The organism is Haloferax volcanii DS2, from assembly GCF_000025685.1.
In the GTDB taxonomy this organism is placed as follows: domain Archaea; phylum Halobacteriota; class Halobacteria; order Halobacteriales; family Haloferacaceae; genus Haloferax; species Haloferax volcanii.
The window spans coordinates 279,501-297,623 of record NC_013964.1; the positions used below are offsets into that span (position 1 = coordinate 279,501).

Genomic DNA, 18,123 nt, shown 5'->3' on the forward strand with positions numbered 1-18,123 from the left:
GCAACGCATCAAACCGATTCCCCTAATGAGAAGCAGGGGAAGAATCGCTCAGTTCAAACTAAATCCCGCTACAAACGGTTCGAGAGTCTGATATCCGCTCGATTTACTCGTGGACCCGCTGTGAAGCCAGTCGGTATCTTCCCTTGAGAGTGAGGAAGGGAGACCAGAGCAAGAACGAACACCAGAGCTCCCCTAATAGAGATACAAACGGATGGTCACCTACACGCCTCGGACCGATACGTCCGCTATCTCGCTTGTATATAGCAGCCTCGCCGTTCAGTTCTGACGTGAGACGCCGGTTCCAGAACTACCCTCCGAAACTGTGAGCGAAGCGGGGAATAAATATATCGATATGCGGTGTATAGACGTTGTCGACCCTCGCTCGCGGGCCGAAACGGAGTACAGACAGGAGTTCCGTCACAGACACGCTTGCAGGGGCAGTCAGTTCACTCCGGAGAGGAGTACAGCGAAACGTAGCGCCCCCGTGGGTCAGTCGTCGCCGCGTGCGGCGCTCCCAGCGCCGGCGTCCGGGGTCCGCAGCACGTCCGGGTCGGCGTCCGGGCCGAGCGGTTCCACGCGCACGCTCGACACTTTGAACTCCGGAATGCCGGCCTGCGGGTCGAAGACTTCCTGCGTGAGTTTGTTGACCGCACCGGCCGCGAAGTGCATCGGGATGAACAGCGTCCCGTCGCCGACGCGGTCGGTCACGGTCGCCTTGACGACGATGTCGCCACGCCGGGACTCGACCCTGACGTACTCGCCGTCCGAAACGTCGAGTTCCGCGGCGGTCGTCGGGTTGATTTCGATGAAGCTCTCGCCGACGTGGCTCATGAGGCCCTCGACGCGTCGGGTAATCTGTCCGGTGTGCCAGTGGTAGAGGACCCGCCCGGACGTGAGCGTGAGGGGGAACTCCTCGTCGGGGAGTTCGCCGGGGTGGCCGCCGTCCGCCGGCACGAAGCGGGCCAGCCCGTCGTCGAAGTTGAAGTTCCCCCCCTCGTAGTCGTAGAGATACGGCGTACCGGGGTGGTCGTCGTCCCAGCACGGCCACTGGAGTCCGTGCTCGTCGCCCGAATCGAGTCGCTCGTAGCTGACGCCGCCGTAGATGGGCGTCAACTCGCTAATCTCGTCCATGACTTCCCGCGGGTGGTCGTAGCCCCAGTCGTAGCCCAGTCTGGCCGCCAGCTCCTGCGTGATTTCCCAGTCCTGACGCGCCTTTCCCGGCGGCTCCGCGGACGCTCGAACCCGCTGGACCCGACGCTCGGTGTTGGTGAACGTGCCGTGTTTCTCCGGCGAGGTCGCCGCCGGCAGAATCACGTCCGCGTGTTCTGCGGTCTCCGTCATGAAGATGTCCTGAACGACGAGGAAGTCTAAGCTTTCGAGCGCCTCGCCGGCGTGCTGGATGTCTGGCTCAGAGAGCGCGGGGTTCTCCCCGACGATGTACATCCCGCGGAGATTGCCCTCGTGGGCCTCCGAAAGCATCTCCGGCACTTTGAGGCCGGGTTCAGCCGGTGGACGCTCGCCCCACACCTCGGCGAATTTCTCGCCGACCTCGTCGTCGGCCGGGTCCTGGTAGCCGGGGAGGCTCCCGGGCAGGGTCCCCATGTCGCCGCCGCCGCCCTGCACGTTGTTCTGGCCGCGGAAGGGCGACAGTCCGGCGCCCGGTTTCCCGACCTGCCCGAGGGTGAGCGCGAGGTCGGCCATCGCGAGGAGATTCTCCGTCCCGTGGCTGGATTGGGTCATCCCCATCGCCCAGCCGAAGACGACGTTCTCGGCGTCGGCGAGCGTCTCGGCGGCCGACTTCAGTTCGTCGGGCGAGACGCCGGCCAGCCTCTCGACTTTCTCGGGGGTGAACGCCTGAACTTTCCGTTTGACCTCCGCGAACCCTTTCGTATTCCGTTCGATAAACTCCTCGTCGTGCAGGTCGTGCTCGATGAGATATCGGATGAGTCCGTTGAGCCACGCCACGTCGTAGCCGGGCGTCGTTCTCGTGTACTGGTCGGCGTGCTCGGCGATGCCGATTTTCCGGGGGTCGAACACCACGAGGTCGGCCCCGTCGCGGACGTTCTGCTTGATGCGAGTCGCCAACACCGGATGCGACTCGGTCGTGTTCGACCCGCTGATGAGGTAGGCGTCGGCCTCGCCGATGTCCTCGTTGATGCGGTTCGTCATCGCGCCGTAGCCGAGCGTCTGTTGGAGCGCCGCCACCGTCGACGAGTGGCAGAGCCGGGCGCAGTTGTCGATGTTCTTCGTGCCGAGTACCTGCCGCGCGAACTTCTGGACGAGATACGCCTCCTCGTTGCTCCCCTTCGACGACGCGAGGCAACTGACCGCGTCGACGCCGTGTTCGTCCTGAATCTCGCGGAGTCGGCCGGCGACGTAGTCGAGCGCCTCGTCCCACGAGGCCGCCTCGAACTCGCCGTCTTCGTTTCGAATCAGGGGCTTCGTGAGCCGGTTTTCGCTGTTGGCAAAGTCGTGGCCGAACTTTCCTTTCACGCACGTCGAGAAGTTGTTCGCCGGGGCGTTGTCCGGGTCGTCGACGGGTTGGACGCCGATGGCGTTGCCGTCTTTGCCCCACATCTCGAACCGACAGCCGACCGCGCAGAACCCGCAGGTCGTCTCCGCTTTGTCGAGGTTGCCCAGCCGGTAGTCGCTGACGAGCGACGCGACATCGAACAGTCGGCCCTCCGGCAGCGTCCGCGCCGCGAGGTTCTCGGCGGTGTGTTCGCCCGCGAGCATGGCCTTCCGGCCGTATGTTTCGAGGAAGTCGGACGCTCGGCGCTTGCTCTGGGCCATGTATCGGGCGACGCCGCTCCGTTTCTCCCGTCCCGCCCGTCCCGACTCGGCTTCGCCCCCAGCGGTCCCAGAACTGCCGGGGTCCGGCGAGCGGTTCGGTGCCGTCGTGTCGTCGAGGGTCTCGACATCCTCGTGTTCGATGACTCGCCCGACGGAGTTCCGCTGCGTGAACCCCGGAAGCGGGAGCGTCCCCGCGCCACCGATGTCTTTCTCGGTCAGGGCACCGGTCGGACAGACCGTGGCACAGTGTCCGCAGGAGACGCAGTCGGAATCCGCCATCGTCTCGGCGTCGGACTGGAAGCCGATGCGGGTGTCCTCCCCGGAGCCCTCGATACGGAGGACGCCTTCGACCTGCACGTCGTTACAGCCCTCGACGCACCGGTTACAGAGGATACACTTGTTGCGGTCGATTTGGATGAACGAGGAGCTGTCGTCGAGCGGTTCGTACTCGCTTCGGTCGTCGAAGACGCCGTAGCGCGGGTGGTCGACCCCCTCGCTGACGGCCGTCTCCTGGAGTTCACACCGACCGTTCCCGTTACAGGTCGTACAGCGTAGATTGTGGTTGGAGAGGACGAGGTCGAGGTTGACGCTCCGGGATTCCTCGGCGGCGGACGTGTCGGTCTCGACCCTCAGCCCGTCGGTGGCCGGGAACGAACAGGAGGGGACGACCCCGTGTTCGTCGGTCTCGACCATGCAGGTTCGACACTCGCTCCGAGGGCCGATTTCGTCGCTCGCGTCGCCCCCGCGGTCGTAGTAGCAGAGCGCCGGCACGTCGGCGTCCTCGTCGAGGCTGTCGGCGCCGGGGTCCACGCTCACGACCTCGTCGTCGACGGCTTGCATGGCGTCGATGACGGTCGACCCCGGCGGGACGGTGACCTGTGTGCCGTCGACGCTGAGTGTCGTCGGGTCCTCGCCGTCGGTTCCGACGGGCGGGTCGTTCGCGGTCCCGGTCTCGAACTCCGCCGTGACCGGCGTCTCGTGCTGCGGGTCGTCTATCTCCGGAACGCCCGGGAGTGGGTCGTCAGTGCTCATAGTTTGTCAGAACAGGTGCCGCTCGGACAGCGGCCGTCGGCGTGTGCTTCGAAACTCGATTCGAACTCGTCCATCGCGGTCAGCACCGGACGCGGTGCATGAGCGCCAAGCAGGCAGTTGCTCGACCGGGACATGACCCGACCGAGTTCGCGTATCTTCGCTCGGTCGAACGAGCCTCGGTAGACCGCTCGCAGCAGTTCGGTGAGTTGGACGGTTCCCTCCCGTCCCGGTACGCACCGCCCGCTGTTGGCTTCCGAGGCAAAGCGCGCCCGCTCTCCGGCAGTCGCGACCGCACACCGCTCGTCGTTCAACAGTTCGACGACGCCTTCCGTTCCGAGGCCGGCCGCGGTCAGTTCGGCCGCGGTCGATTCGACGTCCAACGTCCGGGTGAGACCGCCGAACACCCCGCCGACGCAGGCCATCTTGAACGACCCCTCCAGTTCGACGGCGTTCCGAGCCGTCGAGAGGCGGGCGTCCGAGCCGACCTCTATCGTCGCGGGCGCGGCTACGTCGCCGGTGACGGTCAGGAGTCGCGTCGTCGATGCGGCGTCTCTATCGGTGCCCTCTGGGTCCGCGAGCGCGAGCCGTACCCGGGCGAAGGTCCGCGGCGTGTGGATGACCGTCGGGCGACCGTAGAGCCCGTACTCGGCCGGCGTCGGCGGCTGGAGACGGGGCTCGGTTCTGTCCACCCCCTCTATCGCTTCCAGCGCCGCCGTCGGTTCGCCGGCGCGGTACTCGTCGGGACCGGTGACGACGACCGGCACGACCGGGAGTTCGTCCGCGGCGGCGTCGATAGCCTCCCGAAGATGTGCTTGCAGTTCGGTGTCGGTCTCGGCGACGTGGATGACCGCCTCGGTCGTGCCGAGGTACTCGGCGACGGCCGCCACGCCGTCGAGCACCGACATCGGCGACCCGGCGAGGAGCGTTCGGTCCGCGCGCTGGCGGTCGTCCGCGTCGTTCGCGTTCACGACGACGACCGGGTCGCCGTCGGTTTCTCGCGCGCGTCGCCAAGCGTCTGCGACCGGGTCGTCGGCGGCGGCGTCGCATCTACCTCGACCGACGAGCCCGGCGTCCGCGACGGCGCTCGCGTCCCTATCGAGCGAGTGAAACTGATACGCTGTCGGGTCCAGCGGGTCGAGCCACCCACAGGGGCCGAGGACGCGCCGCGTTCCCACCGCGAGCGGCCCGTCCGTCGGAACTGGCAGCGTCGTCCGCTCGGCGTCGTGGTCGACGACTGCCGCAGCACCGTCCGTCGGTAGCTCCCCGTCTTCCATGGCGGTGACGAGGTCTCGGACTCTCGATGTCTCCGCGGTCGGGAAGAACGCGGTCCGCCCCGCGTCGGTCGCGAGAACCAACGGGTCGTACTCGCTGATTCCGGTGGGTCCCGTTCGGAGGACCGTGACGGAGTCGGCGGTGCGACGTGCGGCGCTCAACACACGCGCTCCGCGCTCCGTCCGCCCGGCTCCCGAGACCCGAAGTACCGGCGACCGGACTGCGTTTCCTGTGCGACTCATTCTCACAGATGAAGAGACACGGCGGGGTTAAAAAATCACCCCAACCCACTCGCGTCGGAGTGCGATTTCGAGGCGTTCGGGAAGCCGAACACGAAGTCGGTGCGAGCGCGAGTGGGCGGGAGACGGGTGACCGCTCCAGACGGGACAGCGAGCGGAGCAAAGAGCTAAGGCGGCGACGCGTCGTCTACCGTGATGATGACGAATCCACGGTTCGACGACGTGCGAGCGAAGGCGGCCGACGCGACTCGCGAAGACGACATCCAGTCCGTGTACACCGGACTCGTCCACGACGACGGTCGACAGGAGTACTACTTCGCCAACGACACCGAAGAGGCGTCGGAGTTACGCGAGACGGCGGCCGTCCAACTCGGAATGTTGGTTCGCGTCCTCGCGGACCGCTCCGAGAGCGACATCGAGGAGATTACCGACCTCGCGGCCGAGCGAGCCGAGAATATGCGATTGGAATAGCCGACGATTATAGCACCGACTGCTCGGAAACGCATTCTCGTCGGGACGTGTCGGCTCGAAAAATACCGGGCGCGTCGAGGTCCGTCGAGCGCCCGTCAGAGGTCAGCGGCGTGTCGCCTACTCGGTCACCGCGACGGCTTCGATTTCTATCGCGGCTCCTTTCGGCACGTTGCCGACTTCGACCGCGCTCCGAGCCGGCGGGTCTTCGTCGAAGAACTCGCCGTACACCTCGTTGAACTCCTCGAAGTCGTCGATGTCGTCGAGGAAGACTGTCGTTTTGAGCACGTCGTCCAAGGACGCATCCTCGGCGGCGAGAATCGCCGCCACGTTTTCGAGACACTGCTCCGTCTGGTCACCGACCGAGGCGTCGTCGAGTAGCTCACCGTCGGGCGTCAGCGGGAGCTGTCCCGCGGTGAGAAGTAGTTCGCCGTTCGTCGTCGCTTGGCTGTACGCGCCAACAGCCGCCGGAGCGTCCGAAGTGCTAATCGTGCGCTTCATAGCCGGACCTTCCGGGCGGTTCCTATTAAATCCAGTTCGGGGACGGAAGCCGCCACACGTCGTGTAAGAAACCGGAGCGTTTGTGGAATGTCTCGGCGCACGCGCGAGTTGACGACGACCGTTCGGCGGCCGGGGAGTGGTGCGTCACCGGACGGTCCGGCAGGGAGCGCCGAGCGTGGCCGGGACCGGCGACTGCGATGTGGAACCGGGTCGTTCGGGTGTGTCCTCCAGAGAGTACGACGTGAGAGAACACAGCTAGTAACCTATCTGGTAGTTTGAGAATGCGCTACGCCACTCTACCCAACCGTAACGTGTCAGATTATGTCAAAATAGAGCCCACCCGAGCTATAAATAGTGACTGTTCGCAGATGTCGAGTGGAGTCCACACAATGTCTATGGACGCAGTCGTCTACAAAGGCGAACGAGAGGTCGCAGTCGAAGCGGTCGAAGAGCCCCAGATTCAACACCCGAACGACGTCGTCATCGACATCACGACGACCTGTATCTGCGGGTCCGACCTGCACATGTACGAGGGGCGGACGGCCGCGGAGCCGGGAATCGTGTTCGGCCACGAGAATATGGGTATCGTCGAAGAGGTCGGCGATGCCGTCAGCAGTCTCGAAGTGGGCGACCGCGTCGTCGCGCCGTTCAACGTCGCCTGTGGCTTCTGTGAGAACTGTGAGAACGGCTACACCGGCTTCTGTACGAACGTGAATCCGGGCTTCGCCGGGGGAGCGTACGGCTACGTCGCCATGGGCCCCTATCAGGGAGGACAGGCCGAGAAGCTCCGCATCCCGTACGCCGACTTCAACGCGCTCAAACTGCCGGACGGACGGGAACACGAGGACTCGTTCGCGCTGCTCGCGGACATCTTCCCGACGGGCTGGCACGGCACGGAACTCGCCAACCTCGAATCCGGTGACTCCGTCGCCATCTACGGGGCGGGTCCGGTCGGCCTGATGACCGCTTACAGCGCCAAACTCAAGGGCGCGGCCGAGATTTACGTCGTCGACCGCGTTCCCAGTCGCCTCGCGCTCGCCGAGGAACACTGTGACGCCACGCCCATCAACTTCGAGGAGGGCGACCCCGTCGAACAGATCAAAGAGATTCACGGCGGCGGCGTCGACAAAGGCGTCGACGCGGTCGGCTACCAGGCCATCGACCCGGAGAAGGAAGCCGACTCCGCGTACGACCCCGCCCGGGAGAACCCGGCCGTCGTCATCAACAACCTCATTCGGACGGTCCGACCGACCGGCGAACTCGGTATCCCCGGTCTCTACGTCCCCGACGACCCCGGCGCGCCCGACGAGATGGCCGCGCAGGGTCGCCTCGGCATCGACTTCGGCCTCCTCTTCGAGAAGGGGCAAGCCCTCGGCACCGGCCAGTGTAACGTCAAGGAGTACAACCGACAGCTCCGCGACATGATAATCGAGGGTCGCGCCGACCCGAGTTGGGTCGTCTCCCACCGCGTCGGCCTCGAAGACGCGCCCGAGATGTACGAGAAGTTCGACAACCGCGAAGAGGGCGTCACGAAGGTCCTGCTGGAACCCTAGGACTAGGGGCAGCGGAGTCTCCCGCTCCCAACTCGGTTCCCACCGATACTCCTTTGCCGGTTTGCCCGGTATCCCGTTCTATGTGTCAGTACTGCAGTTACCGGTACCACGACGGCTGGACGCAGTTGTTGGAGTACGACGAGGTGTACCAGACGGTCATCGGCGGTGAGTCGGAGTCGACCTACGGCTTCCACGAATCGTGGGACGAACTCCGAGACGAGGTCGACCTCGGCGCGGCCTATTGACCACCTCCCGCGCCTAAAGTCGTCCCCAGAACGCACAGCGTTCTGGTGTGCGAACGAGACGCAGAGCGTCTCGTCAACGCGGGAATCCCACCATGGGATTTCAGGCCGAGTGCGGCCCTAAGGTTTCAAGACGCATACGTTCCAAGCGTCTCTTGCTGGGTGTCAGCATCGGCTTGGCTGTCTTGTGGGACGGTCAAACGTCCCCCTTCCTCAGCCGAGTCATCGCCATCCGTGTGTTCTCTTGAATGACTCTCTCCACTGAGGTAGCGGTCTGCAATATTGAGCGCGGCGTTAACGTCTGCTTGGTACTCCGAAACCCAACACGCCGAGTTGGAACACTTGAACGTCGCCTGCTTCGGACGGTAGCCCGCCTCTCCGCAACAGTGGCACGTTTTCGAGGTGTACGCGGGATTCACTGTCTCCACACGAATCCCTTTCTCAGACGCCTTGTAGCGAATCTGAGCGTGCATCTTGGCGAAGCCCCATCCGTGAAGCCGTCGATTCATGAACGCGCCGTAGTCCATGTTCTCACGGATGTGCGTCAAGTCTTCCAGAACCAACACGGGATTCTCGAATCGGTCGGCGTAGGAGACGACCTCCGACGTGACCGTGTGAAGGATGTGGTCGATGTGTCGCCACAACTCGTCGCCGTAGGATTCAGCGATACGTTCGCTTCCGCGTTTTTGAAGGCGTCGAGTCGCCGTGAAGTACGTCTCACGGAGTTGCCGTACTCGCATGCCTTCGTCGTTCCAGAGGTTGGGTGCAGTCGGGGAGCCGCGCTCGTCACGGTGACACACCGTTAACAAAGAGGCTTCCCCGATGTCTACCCCAATCGGCGTTTCCACCGAACTGGTCTCTCGTTCCTCCACGTCCCGCGTGGCGACGATGTGAAAGTACCACTCGCCGTCACGGTCGAACAACCGACATTCGCCCATCTGTGCGTCTCCTGCGTGCAACGCTTCCAACCATTCTCGCTGTTCGGGATTCGGTTGCGCGGGCAACCAGAGGTTGTAGTCGTCGTGGTGCGGGATTTTGACGTACCACTCGATAGCGTTCTGTGGCTTGTGGTCGAGCTTCGGGCCTTCGTTCGTGAACCGAACGGGGTGGTCGTCGTGAAGCTCTTTGGCGTCGTAGCTTCCGCCACAGAGTTGTGGGACGTACTTCTTGAGCGCGTTCTTGGCGTAGCCGCTCAGGTCGTAGTTGACTACCACGTCGTTCGCCGCCGACTGTGTGGTGCAGTTAGCGTTGAACGCGGATTCAAGGGCGTCTTGGTACGCCTGTTCCGTCTCACAGAGTTTCCGATGCTTGTGGGTGTTCGGTTCCACAAGCTTCAGTTCCAGCGTCTCGGTGAGTTCGGTCACTGTTCGTCCTCCTCGTGACGCTGGATGTACTTCTCGACAGTCTCACTCGAAACGTGTCCTGCTGTCCCCGCGTAGTAGCCTCGCACCCACTTAATTTTCTCACTGTCGTGGTCGGCGTGTCGGTGGTTGTACTTCCGCGAACTGATGCCTTTGAACCAGTTGGCGAGAAGTGACGGAGCGTGCTTCGGCGGGCTACTGACGAACAGGTGGATGTGGTCGGGTTGGACAGTGAGGTCGATAATCTCCAACCCCTTCTCGTCAGCGATTTCGTGGAGGATGTCTCGCACACGGGTTGCAACGTCACCGACGAGTACCGACCGACGGTACTTCGGTATCCACACTATGTGGTAGTTGAGGTTGTACGTTGCGTGCCGTGTGGCCTTCATCCGTACTACACACTATACGTAGCGTGTGTCTTAAAACCACCTTACACGGTGGGAAATCCAGCCGTACTACCGTCGGTGGTTGTGTACGCTATTGTCCGTTTGACCCGCGCCTGAAGACGCGGGTATGCGCTCGCACTATGTATCAGGCGGACTCGCGGGGAAACGGGTCGTCCGGATACGCCGCCTCTCGCTCGTCCGTCGTCGCCAAGCACTCGTCGAGTTCTCGGGTCACTGCGTCCTCGTCGAGGTCGCGGCCGATGAACACGAGTCGCGTCTGGGGGGTATCGTCTCCCCACCGACCGATGGGACCGGCCTGCACCGACGGCCCCGCCTGACTCACGCCGAGAACCGTCTCGGGACGACTCGCGACCCACGCGAACCCCTTCGCGCGGACGACGTTCCCCCGCCAGTCGTCGAGCCACGCGTCGAGGCGCTGCGGGTGGAACGGACGGTCTCGACGGTAGACGAAGGACTCGACGCCGTGGGCCCTCGCTGCCGAGACGCCCTCGTCGTGGATATGGTCGTGGTCGTGGCCGTGGTCCGCCTCGACCCCGTCGCTCGCGAGGGCCTGCTTCCAACCCTGATGGCGCTTCGCCGCCTCGAAATCGAAGCGCCCCGTGTCGAGAACCCGCGTCGGGTCGACGTCGCTGTACGTCGTCCGGCGGATGCTCGCGCGCGGCTGGAGTTCCCGAATCTCGGCTTCGACGGCGTCCAACGCGTCGTCGGGGACCATATCGCACCTGTTCAGCAACAGCACGTCGCAGAACTCGACTTGCTCGACGAGCACCTCCGTCAACGGGCGCTCCGGGTCGGGGGCGGCGTCCGGAAGCGATTCCGCCGGGTCGAACGCCTTCCAAAACCCGTAGGTGTCGATGACCGAGACCGTGGTGTCCAACCGGAGGTGGTCCGGCAGACCACCCTCGTTCGACTCGCTCGCCAGCGTACGTGCAATCGGGAGCGGTTCGCTGATTCCCGAGGCCTCGATGAGCAGATAGTCGAACGAGCGGTTCTCCGCTAGCCGCGTCACTTCGGTCACGAGGTCGTCCTGAAGCCGACAGCAGATACACCCGTTCGAGAGGTCGATGACCCCGTCGTCCGATTCGGACGCGACTAACTCCGCGTCGACGTTCAGTTCGCCCATGTCGTTGACGACGACGGCTATCTCCCTGCCACCGGGGTCGTTCAGGAGTCGGTTGACCAGCGTCGTTTTCCCCGCGCCGAGCGGACCGCTGACGACCGTAATCGGTATTTCCGTTGTGGACATATCGATGCTGTGTGACGCCTCGCGGGTGGTCGTAATGAAGACTGGGTCGGTCGACCCACACGGGAGACAGAACCCGCCGTGCTCCGGACTCCCGCCGTGAAAACACAAAATATATTATATTTGTCATGTATGGTTTCCCGTCTGTTCGCGTCGGGCACCGCGACCCACCGAGCGAACCGCAGAGTACGGCTTTGGCGGAGGCGTTCGCGCCGCCGCACTCGCTCGGTGGTCCGCGAGAACGGCACATCTTTTTGGTCGCCGGCGCTGACGAACGACCAGATGGCACCTCCAATCGCTGACCGACTCCTCCGGGTCGACTTGTCCGCCGGTTCGGTCGAGAGCACGCCGATTCCGGACGAGTGGCGACGGCGATACGTCGGCGGCAAAGGGTTGGGTGCCCGCTATCTCTACGACGAACTCGACGCCGGCGTCGACCCGCTCGGCGAGGAGAACGCGATGCTGTTCGTGCTCGGCCCGCTTTCGGGCTACCTCCCGGGCGAGTCGAGATACGCCGCCATCACGAAATCCCCGCTGACGGGGTGTTTTCTCGACTCGTACGCGGGGGGCGAGTTCCCCGACTCGCTGGCCGGCGCGCTCGGGTCGCACATGGGCCTACTCGTGACGGGTGTCGCGTCCGAACCCGTTCGCCTCGTCGTCGAAGACGGGGACGCGACAATCGAACCCGCCGAGACGTGGGGGGCCGGGACGGTCGACACGGCGCAGGCGTTCCCGAACGCGGCTGTCGCGTGTATCGGCCCCGCGGGAGAACGACGGGTCGCATACGCCACCATCGCCTCCGACGCCGGCGACCACCACGCGGGCCGCGGGGGAGCGGGAGCGGTGATGGGCTCGAAGCGACTGAAGGCCGTCGTCGCGCGGGGAGCCCCGCCCGACGCCGACGGGTTGGACGACCTGCGAGACGCCTACGCGGCGAAGTACCGAGAGACCGACACCGGGCGGTGGCTACGGGCCAGCGGAACCGTCGAGACGATCGATTTCGCGAACGAGATCGGTGCACTCTCGACGCGAGGCTGGAGCGACGGACAGTTCGAAGCGGCTGAGGAGTTGGGCATCACGACAGTCGAAGACCGGGCCGTCGGCCGCGAACGCGCCGACACGGAGACTCCGGGCGGGTATCGTGTGGCCACGGAGGACGGCGACCACGTCCCGCGCGGTGCCACCGCGATGACGCTCGGAGCCGGACTCGACATCGACGACTTCGACGCCGTCGCAGTGTTGGGACGGACCTGCGACCGCCTCGGGATGGACCTCATTAGCGCCGGAAGCGCGGTCGCGTGGACGGTCAAGGCCAACGCCGCCGGCGTGCTCGACCGCTCGCTCTCGTTCGGTGAGCCCGACGGCGCGCGGGCCCTCTTACAGGAGATTGCGGAGCGCGAGTCGGAGCTCGGTGACGCGCTCGCGGACGGGGTCGAGGCGGCGGCGACGCGGTTCGGCGGGCGCGACCTCGTCCCCACGGTGAAGTCGATGGAGCTACCGGCATACGACCCGCGCGGCGCGCAGAGCATGGCACTCGCGTACGCGACCAGCGACCGGGGTGCGTGCCATCGGCGGGCGCGACCCATCGAACGCGAGGTGTTCGACGGCGACTGGGGAGCCGACCGGACCGCGGCGGAGGTCATCCGCGAACAGGACCGGCGGTCGACGCTCTGGAGCCTCATCGCGGATGACTTTTTCGGCGACGCGCTCGACGACCTCGGCCGGGAGTGGCTCGAATCGGTCGGCCTCGACCCCGCCGGCGGACTCGCCACAGTCGGCGAGCGGATTTGGAACGTGACGCGGCTGTTCAACGTCCGCGAAGGCATCTCGCGCGAGGACGATTCCCTCCCGGCCGCGCTCCAAGAGCCGCTCGAATCGGGGCCCCGGGCCGGTGCGACCGTCGACCGCGACGACTTCGACTCGATGCTCGACGCGTACTACCGCCGCCGCGGCTGGACCGTCGACGGCGTGCCGACGGCGCAGACTATCGACCGCCTCGGACTTGCTGCCCTCACCGATGACTTCGACACCCTCGATGACTGAACACCGCACGAACGGCTGGACGACGAACCGCGCGCGACCCGGAGAACGAACATGACGCTCGCTGATGCGCTCTGCGCTCGACGCGGCGTGGTCTGCGTCGTCGGCGCGGGCGGAAAAAGTCCACGCTGTACGCGCTGGCGCGTCGGCTCGGCCGCGCCGTCGTGACGGCGACGGTCCGCATCCCCATCTTCGACCAGCACGTCGCCGACGTGGTCGTAACCGACAGGCCGGTCGCCGCGCTCGAAAAGGCGACTGACTGGCCGATGGGTGTCGTCCCCGACCGTGACCGCGACGACCGCTACCGCGGCTACGACCCCGACGTGGTCGACGCCATCGGGGAGTCGGGCGTCGCCGACGCGGTGCTGGTGAAGGCCGACGGCGCTCGGATGCGCGAGTTCAAGGCCCCGGGCGACCGCGAACCACAACTCCCGGCGACCGCCGACACCGTCCTCCCCATCGCGAGCGTCCACGCCGTCGGTGAACCGCTCACCGAAGACTGCGTCCACCGACCGGAACGGGTCGCCGCCCTCACCGACCTCGAAGTCGGTGATACGATTCGTCCGTCGGGTATCGCAACCGTGCTCATCAGCGGGCGCGGCGGCCGCGCGGACGTTCCCGACGGTGCGACAGTCGTGCCCGTGCTGAACAAGGTCGACGATGCGACCCTCGAAGCTGTCGCACGGGAGATTGCATCGGACATCCTCGCTCGGTCGAACATTCCACACGTCGTACTGACGCAGTTGACGGCGTCCGAACCCGTCGTGGCCGTCGTGGAGCGCTAGCGCAACTGTTCCGCCGCGTGAGCGAACTCGTCGGGGGTGTTGATGTTCTCGAAGGTGTCGAGACTCGCGTACTCGCGCACTTCGCTCTCTTCGAGGACGACGTAGTCGAGCGTAAACAGCGGGTCGATGATTTTGTGGCTCCCCTCGGCCAGCGCGGCTTCGCACGCGTCAGCCATCGACGAGGCCCGGTACACCGCGTGCGTCGGCTGGAACCAGCCGTCACCGACCCGCGGCACGGCGGCGTCGTGGCCGGCCGCCCGCTCGAACAATCTGTCGATGAGCGCGGGTTCGAGAAAGGGCATGTCGCAGGCGGCGACGAACGCGTACTCCGTCTCGACGGCCCGCAGACCCGTCATAATTCCCGCCATCGGGCCCTCGTCGCGCTCCGAATCTTCCGCAATCGTTATCGGGTGGTCGTAGCCGTCGAGCGCGGTCCGGAGCGCGGCAGTCTGTTCCGGTCGGCAGTTGACGACGAGGCTGTCGACGACGCCGGCCATCCGGTCGGCGACGCGGCGGATGAGAGGTGTTCCAAGGAGGGATGCGACTGCTTTGTCCTCCTCACCGAATCGCGTCGAGTATCCGCCGGCAATAATGACACCAGTTCGCATACCGGCAGTGTTCACGTTCGTCGCGCAAAGCAGTTGTGCTACGAGTCGTATAGTCCGTCATCGTTTCGCGTCGGCTCGACTATCGCACCGCGCGGTATCTTCGGTCTACCGTCGCTCGAATTTCGGGAGGTCGACGCTTTTGAGGGTCAGGGCTTCGATTTCGGGACGTGAGAGTCGGTGAAAACGCACACATTACACAGCTAGCCGTGTTATTCAGATTTTCAATGTATTTAAAGCTAACGGGGATTGGAACTGACTGGCGGTGATAACTGTTGAATCGTGATTGTGCACTCGATGCTCGCTGCCGCAGTAGAGGAGTGTTGACCTCTCGTACGACGTTCTTCACTACTCAGTCGCCGCTCGTGCTATCACGCCGGTTCGTCAGCCGGAGACGAAGCAATAGATATTGCGCCATACAGTTTATGAAATTGACGACTGTCGGTTTGCAGTACGAGACAAACCCCCCGTCAGCACCGAGTCACCACAGTCGTGAGGGCCGAACCGGTCCAGTTAGAATAATCTGCTGCGTCACGTTTCGACAGTGAGTTGCAGCACTCTGGCGGTGTACCGGGAAAGTTCATCGACCTCAGTCCATCTCTCATCCGCGGGTATTCATGCGGCTCGTACCCTGGAGTCGAAGCACCCAAAGCGGCCCTCTGCCGACCAATCCGAGACTGAATACACGATTTTCGAGACAATCAGCGGTAGTGAAATGTATTTGAGGAGAATACGAGTGTCGTTGTCTGCTATGGACAATGAGTTTTAGTAAACAGCTGATGGAAGCGCGTACAGGCTAAATGAACTGTATATCGCTATATTAAATTTGGAGAGTCGGTCGGAACACGGTTCGACGGAACTGTCGTTTTCGCGTTGTTCCCCGGTGGTGGCTCGACCGGGCGCGTTACTGATGGAGAAAACGGAGTAACGACCGCCAGACCGTCGAATCGAGGATTCGATTAGCGCACTGAGCTCACCCGACGGTCGCTGTGCAGCGACGTATCGGTTCAGTACTTCGCTCCGCTGGCGAGCACCGCTCGGAGACAGCAGTACTTAAACACCCATTGCAGATAGCATAACCGGGAAGTCAGTAAAGAGACTACTAACAATTGATGTCAGAAGAATTCGGTTCGGAACTGGACGGAAAGGTCGCAATCGTCACCGGCGCGTCGTCGGGCATCGGCAGCGCGACGGCCAAGTCCCTCGCCTCTCGCGGGGCCAGCGTCGTCGTCGCCGCCCGCCGCGAAGGCGAACTCGAAGAACTCGCCGCAACTATCGAAGACGACGGCGGCGACGCCCTCGTCGTCCCGACGGACGTCACCGTCGACGACGACATCGACGCCCTCGTCGAGGCGACGCTCGACGAGCACGGTCGCATCGACATTCTCGTCAACAACGCCGGCCTCATGCCGCTTGCACACATCGGCGAGGCGGACCGCGAGACGCTCCAGACGACCATCGACGTGAACCTTACCGGTCTCATCACGCTCACCCACGCGGTCGTCCCGACGATGATGGAACAGGAAAGCGGCCACATCGTCAACCTCTCGTCGGTCGTCGGCCGGTTCCTCCAGGCGAACAGTTCGCACTACAACGCCGCGAAAGCGGGCGTCAAGATGTTCAGCGACTCGCTGCGACTCGACGTCGCCGAAGCGGGCATCCACGTCTCGTCAATCGAACCCGGCGCGGTCGACACGGAACTGCTCGACCACATCCCCGACGAGGAAGTCCAAAAGAACGTCAAGGACTACGTCGGCACGATGGACGCGCTCGCGCCCGAAGACATCGCGCGGACGATTACGTTCGTCGTCACGCAACCGGAGCGCGTCGACATCAACGAAGTCCTCATCCGCCCCCTCGACCAGGTCCAGCCCTGAGCCGCGTCGAACGACCAACACCTCACCTCTCGTTCGGCGTCTCGATACCGCGGTGACGTTTCGATACCGCGGTGACGGCGCGACGAGACGCGACGGTCCGAACCATGTTATCGGGTGCGTGTAGAGTCGTCGTTCGGTCCGAAGGCGACGTTCGGACGGCACGCTCGGGATACTGAGCCGCCGCGTGCGTGAGCGTCGTAGGAGCCGTCCGACGAAGAATACTGTGAGCGTGTCATAGAATCCATCTCATAGTATCTCACAGCCCGGTTCGTTTCCTCGCTCGTAGTTGGTGATGGCAATGACGAGCCGGAGACACAGCGCAAGGAACACTTCTGTTCGTGCGTGGACGCGGCCTCGGGCGCGGACGTGCCCGAGGCCGCAGTCCTTGACCGCGTCGTTGGTTCGCTCGACGCCTGTCCGGTTGTTGTACGTCTCCTCCAAAATGGATTGTTTCAGCTGCACGTCCTCGCTGTGTTCGGTGATGCGGTTTTCCACCCGGTACTTAATATCGAGTGGATCATCGGTGTTTCGCGGGTTGTACGGCGCGATTGGCACAACCCCTGCGGCCAGCAGGTGGTCGTGCCAATCGAGGAGATCGTACGCGCTGTCTCCAAGCATCCAGACCGGTGTCTTGACGGCGAGCGCGTCACGCGTGACGCGCATCGCCGTCTCTTGATCCGCTTGTTTGCTCTGTGTGAACTCCGCCGCAATCGGGATCTTTGAACCGGTCGAGACGATTGTACAGCCGAAGCCGTAGTAGTATTCCTCAGCTGTTGGATCGTAGTTCCACGAGGCGGCGTCGTTGTACTGGATCGCCTCAACGTGGGTCGAATCGATGGAGTACGTCGAGTCGAGCAGGCCTGCTCGACGAGCCTGTCGAAGACATCGTCGATAACGTGTTCGAGGTCGGTGAGAAACCGGTCAACTGTGTCTCTGGATGGCGGTTTGTCGAGGCCACAGTAGTACCAGACAAGGCCGTTGTGAAGTTCTCGTGTAACCGGCCGCGTGCCGTAGACATCCTCGTAGTAACAGTGGAGAAAGCCGCCCAAGAGATCTGGAGGCTGGTGAACTCGTGTTCGCCCCCTCGAAGCGGGGGCGAACACGTCGTACTCCAAGAGAAATTCGAACTCAAGGTGTTCGAACAGCGGTACTGTCTCAGTAGCCGCCGCATTCAAGAAGTCGTCTACCGAAGCTACGTCTTGCAGGGTTGTGCTGGTGTTGGACACACTTCTCGCACCCTGCTGCTTCGTACGTGACGCTTTCTATGACACGCTCTACTGTTACTAAAACGGATACCGGGCGGTCACGCGCCGAAGGGTAATGATAGCATTACTGGCAATGACAACCGACATGGATTCTGTGACTTCAACCAAGAAAGATTACACGGATAAGTCTGTAATTTATTGGTCGGAACGACTCGGGGAAGCTGTTTCGCGGGCGAGAGCGAATCATCTCGAATCGGCGTAGGACACCGCCCGTGAGTCGTCTATCGGACGTTGAGTCGGCGTGAATCGAGAGTAAGGAGAGTATTACTAACCGGCCACGAACGCAGGTGTGGGACATTCGTTGGTCGGTGTCGTCACCGCCGCGCTGGGCGGTCGACCGACACGACACGGAGCCGCTGTTCCCGTTCGGTCACGGCCTGTCGTATGCGACCATCGAGTACGGCGACGTGACCGTGTCCGAGCGCGAGACCGGTGACGGC

12 protein-coding genes and 2 pseudogenes are annotated in these 18,123 nt (G+C 63.7%); 6 read left to right on the plus strand and 8 right to left on the minus strand.

Going from position 1 to position 18,123, the window contains the following annotated elements; all coding sequences use genetic code 11:
- Positions 1-489 precede the first annotated feature (489 nt).
- Together fdhF and HVO_RS01165 are read right to left on the minus strand one after the other, a co-directional pair.
- Positions 490-3,825, minus strand: coding sequence for a formate dehydrogenase subunit alpha (gene fdhF / locus HVO_RS01160; RefSeq protein ID WP_004041300.1), 3,336 nt, complete (start codon positions 3,823-3,825; stop codon positions 490-492).
- Entirely contained in the window at positions 3,822-5,261 is a 1,440-nt protein-coding gene (locus HVO_RS01165; protein WP_004041299.1) for an NADH-ubiquinone oxidoreductase-F iron-sulfur binding region domain-containing protein, read from the minus strand. The genes fdhF and HVO_RS01165 overlap by 4 nt, the downstream gene beginning before the upstream one ends.
- A gap of 270 nt (positions 5,262-5,531) precedes the next feature.
- On the opposite strand from HVO_RS01165, the gene HVO_RS01170 reads away from it, so the two are divergent.
- Positions 5,532-5,807 carry a hypothetical protein gene (locus tag HVO_RS01170; protein ID WP_004041298.1) on the plus strand — a complete coding sequence of 92 codons (276 nt, stop codon included), beginning with the start codon at positions 5,532-5,534 and terminating at the stop codon, positions 5,805-5,807.
- Between the two features lie 117 nt (positions 5,808-5,924).
- On the opposite strand, the gene HVO_RS01175 is transcribed toward HVO_RS01170, so the two are convergent.
- Positions 5,925-6,305 (minus strand): Rid family detoxifying hydrolase, encoded by a 381-nt coding sequence (locus HVO_RS01175; RefSeq protein WP_004041297.1) that lies wholly within the window; start codon positions 6,303-6,305, stop codon positions 5,925-5,927.
- Between the two features lie 395 nt (positions 6,306-6,700).
- Between HVO_RS01175 and HVO_RS01180 the strand changes: the two genes are divergently transcribed.
- The gene (locus tag HVO_RS01180) at positions 6,701-7,858 is read left to right on the plus strand and encodes a glutathione-independent formaldehyde dehydrogenase (RefSeq protein ID WP_004041296.1); all 1,158 of its coding nucleotides are present in this window, start codon (positions 6,701-6,703) and stop codon (positions 7,856-7,858) included.
- 80 nt (positions 7,859-7,938) lie between these two features.
- Positions 7,939-8,103 (plus strand): hypothetical protein, encoded by a 165-nt coding sequence (locus HVO_RS20720; RefSeq protein ID WP_004041295.1) that lies wholly within the window; start codon positions 7,939-7,941, stop codon positions 8,101-8,103.
- 125 nt (positions 8,104-8,228) lie between these two features.
- Here the strand turns inward: HVO_RS20720 and HVO_RS01185 are convergent, their stop codons facing one another.
- The 3 genes from HVO_RS01185 to HVO_RS01195 form a co-directional block, all read right to left on the minus strand.
- The gene (locus HVO_RS01185; RefSeq protein ID WP_004041294.1) at positions 8,229-9,464 is read right to left on the minus strand and encodes an RNA-guided endonuclease TnpB family protein; all 1,236 of its coding nucleotides are present in this window, start codon (positions 9,462-9,464) and stop codon (positions 8,229-8,231) included.
- Positions 9,461-9,850 carry an IS200/IS605-like element ISHvo18 family transposase gene (gene tnpA / locus HVO_RS01190; protein WP_004041293.1) on the minus strand — a complete coding sequence of 130 codons (390 nt, stop codon included), beginning with the start codon at positions 9,848-9,850 and terminating at the stop codon, positions 9,461-9,463. Before tnpA ends, HVO_RS01185 begins: the two co-directional genes overlap by 4 nt.
- Before the next feature lie 142 nt (positions 9,851-9,992).
- The gene (locus HVO_RS01195) at positions 9,993-11,114 is read right to left on the minus strand and encodes a CobW family GTP-binding protein (protein ID WP_004041292.1); all 1,122 of its coding nucleotides are present in this window, start codon (positions 11,112-11,114) and stop codon (positions 9,993-9,995) included.
- Between the two features lie 279 nt (positions 11,115-11,393).
- Here HVO_RS01195 and HVO_RS01200 point away from each other — a divergent pair, with 279 nt between their 5' ends.
- Together HVO_RS01200 and yqeC are read left to right on the plus strand one after the other, a co-directional pair.
- The gene (locus HVO_RS01200) at positions 11,394-13,154 is read left to right on the plus strand and encodes an aldehyde ferredoxin oxidoreductase family protein (RefSeq protein ID WP_004041291.1); all 1,761 of its coding nucleotides are present in this window, start codon (positions 11,394-11,396) and stop codon (positions 13,152-13,154) included.
- A gap of 51 nt (positions 13,155-13,205) precedes the next feature.
- Positions 13,206-13,936 (plus strand): annotated as a pseudogene (yqeC, locus tag HVO_RS01205) (selenium cofactor biosynthesis protein YqeC).
- On the opposite strand, the gene HVO_RS01210 reads toward yqeC, so the two are convergent.
- Entirely contained in the window at positions 13,933-14,544 is a 612-nt protein-coding gene (locus HVO_RS01210; protein ID WP_013034985.1) for a molybdenum cofactor guanylyltransferase, read from the minus strand. The pseudogene yqeC and the gene HVO_RS01210 overlap by 4 nt on opposite strands.
- A 1,109-nt stretch (positions 14,545-15,653) precedes the next feature.
- Here HVO_RS01210 and HVO_RS01215 point away from each other — a divergent pair.
- Positions 15,654-16,418, plus strand: a complete 765-nt coding sequence (locus HVO_RS01215; protein WP_004041288.1) for an SDR family oxidoreductase — start codon at positions 15,654-15,656, stop codon at positions 16,416-16,418.
- Positions 16,419-16,664: 246 nt separating this feature from the next.
- Here HVO_RS01215 and HVO_RS01220 read toward each other — a convergent pair.
- Positions 16,665-17,644 (minus strand): annotated as a pseudogene (locus HVO_RS01220) (transposase).
- Positions 17,645-18,123: the final 479 nt, after the last annotated feature.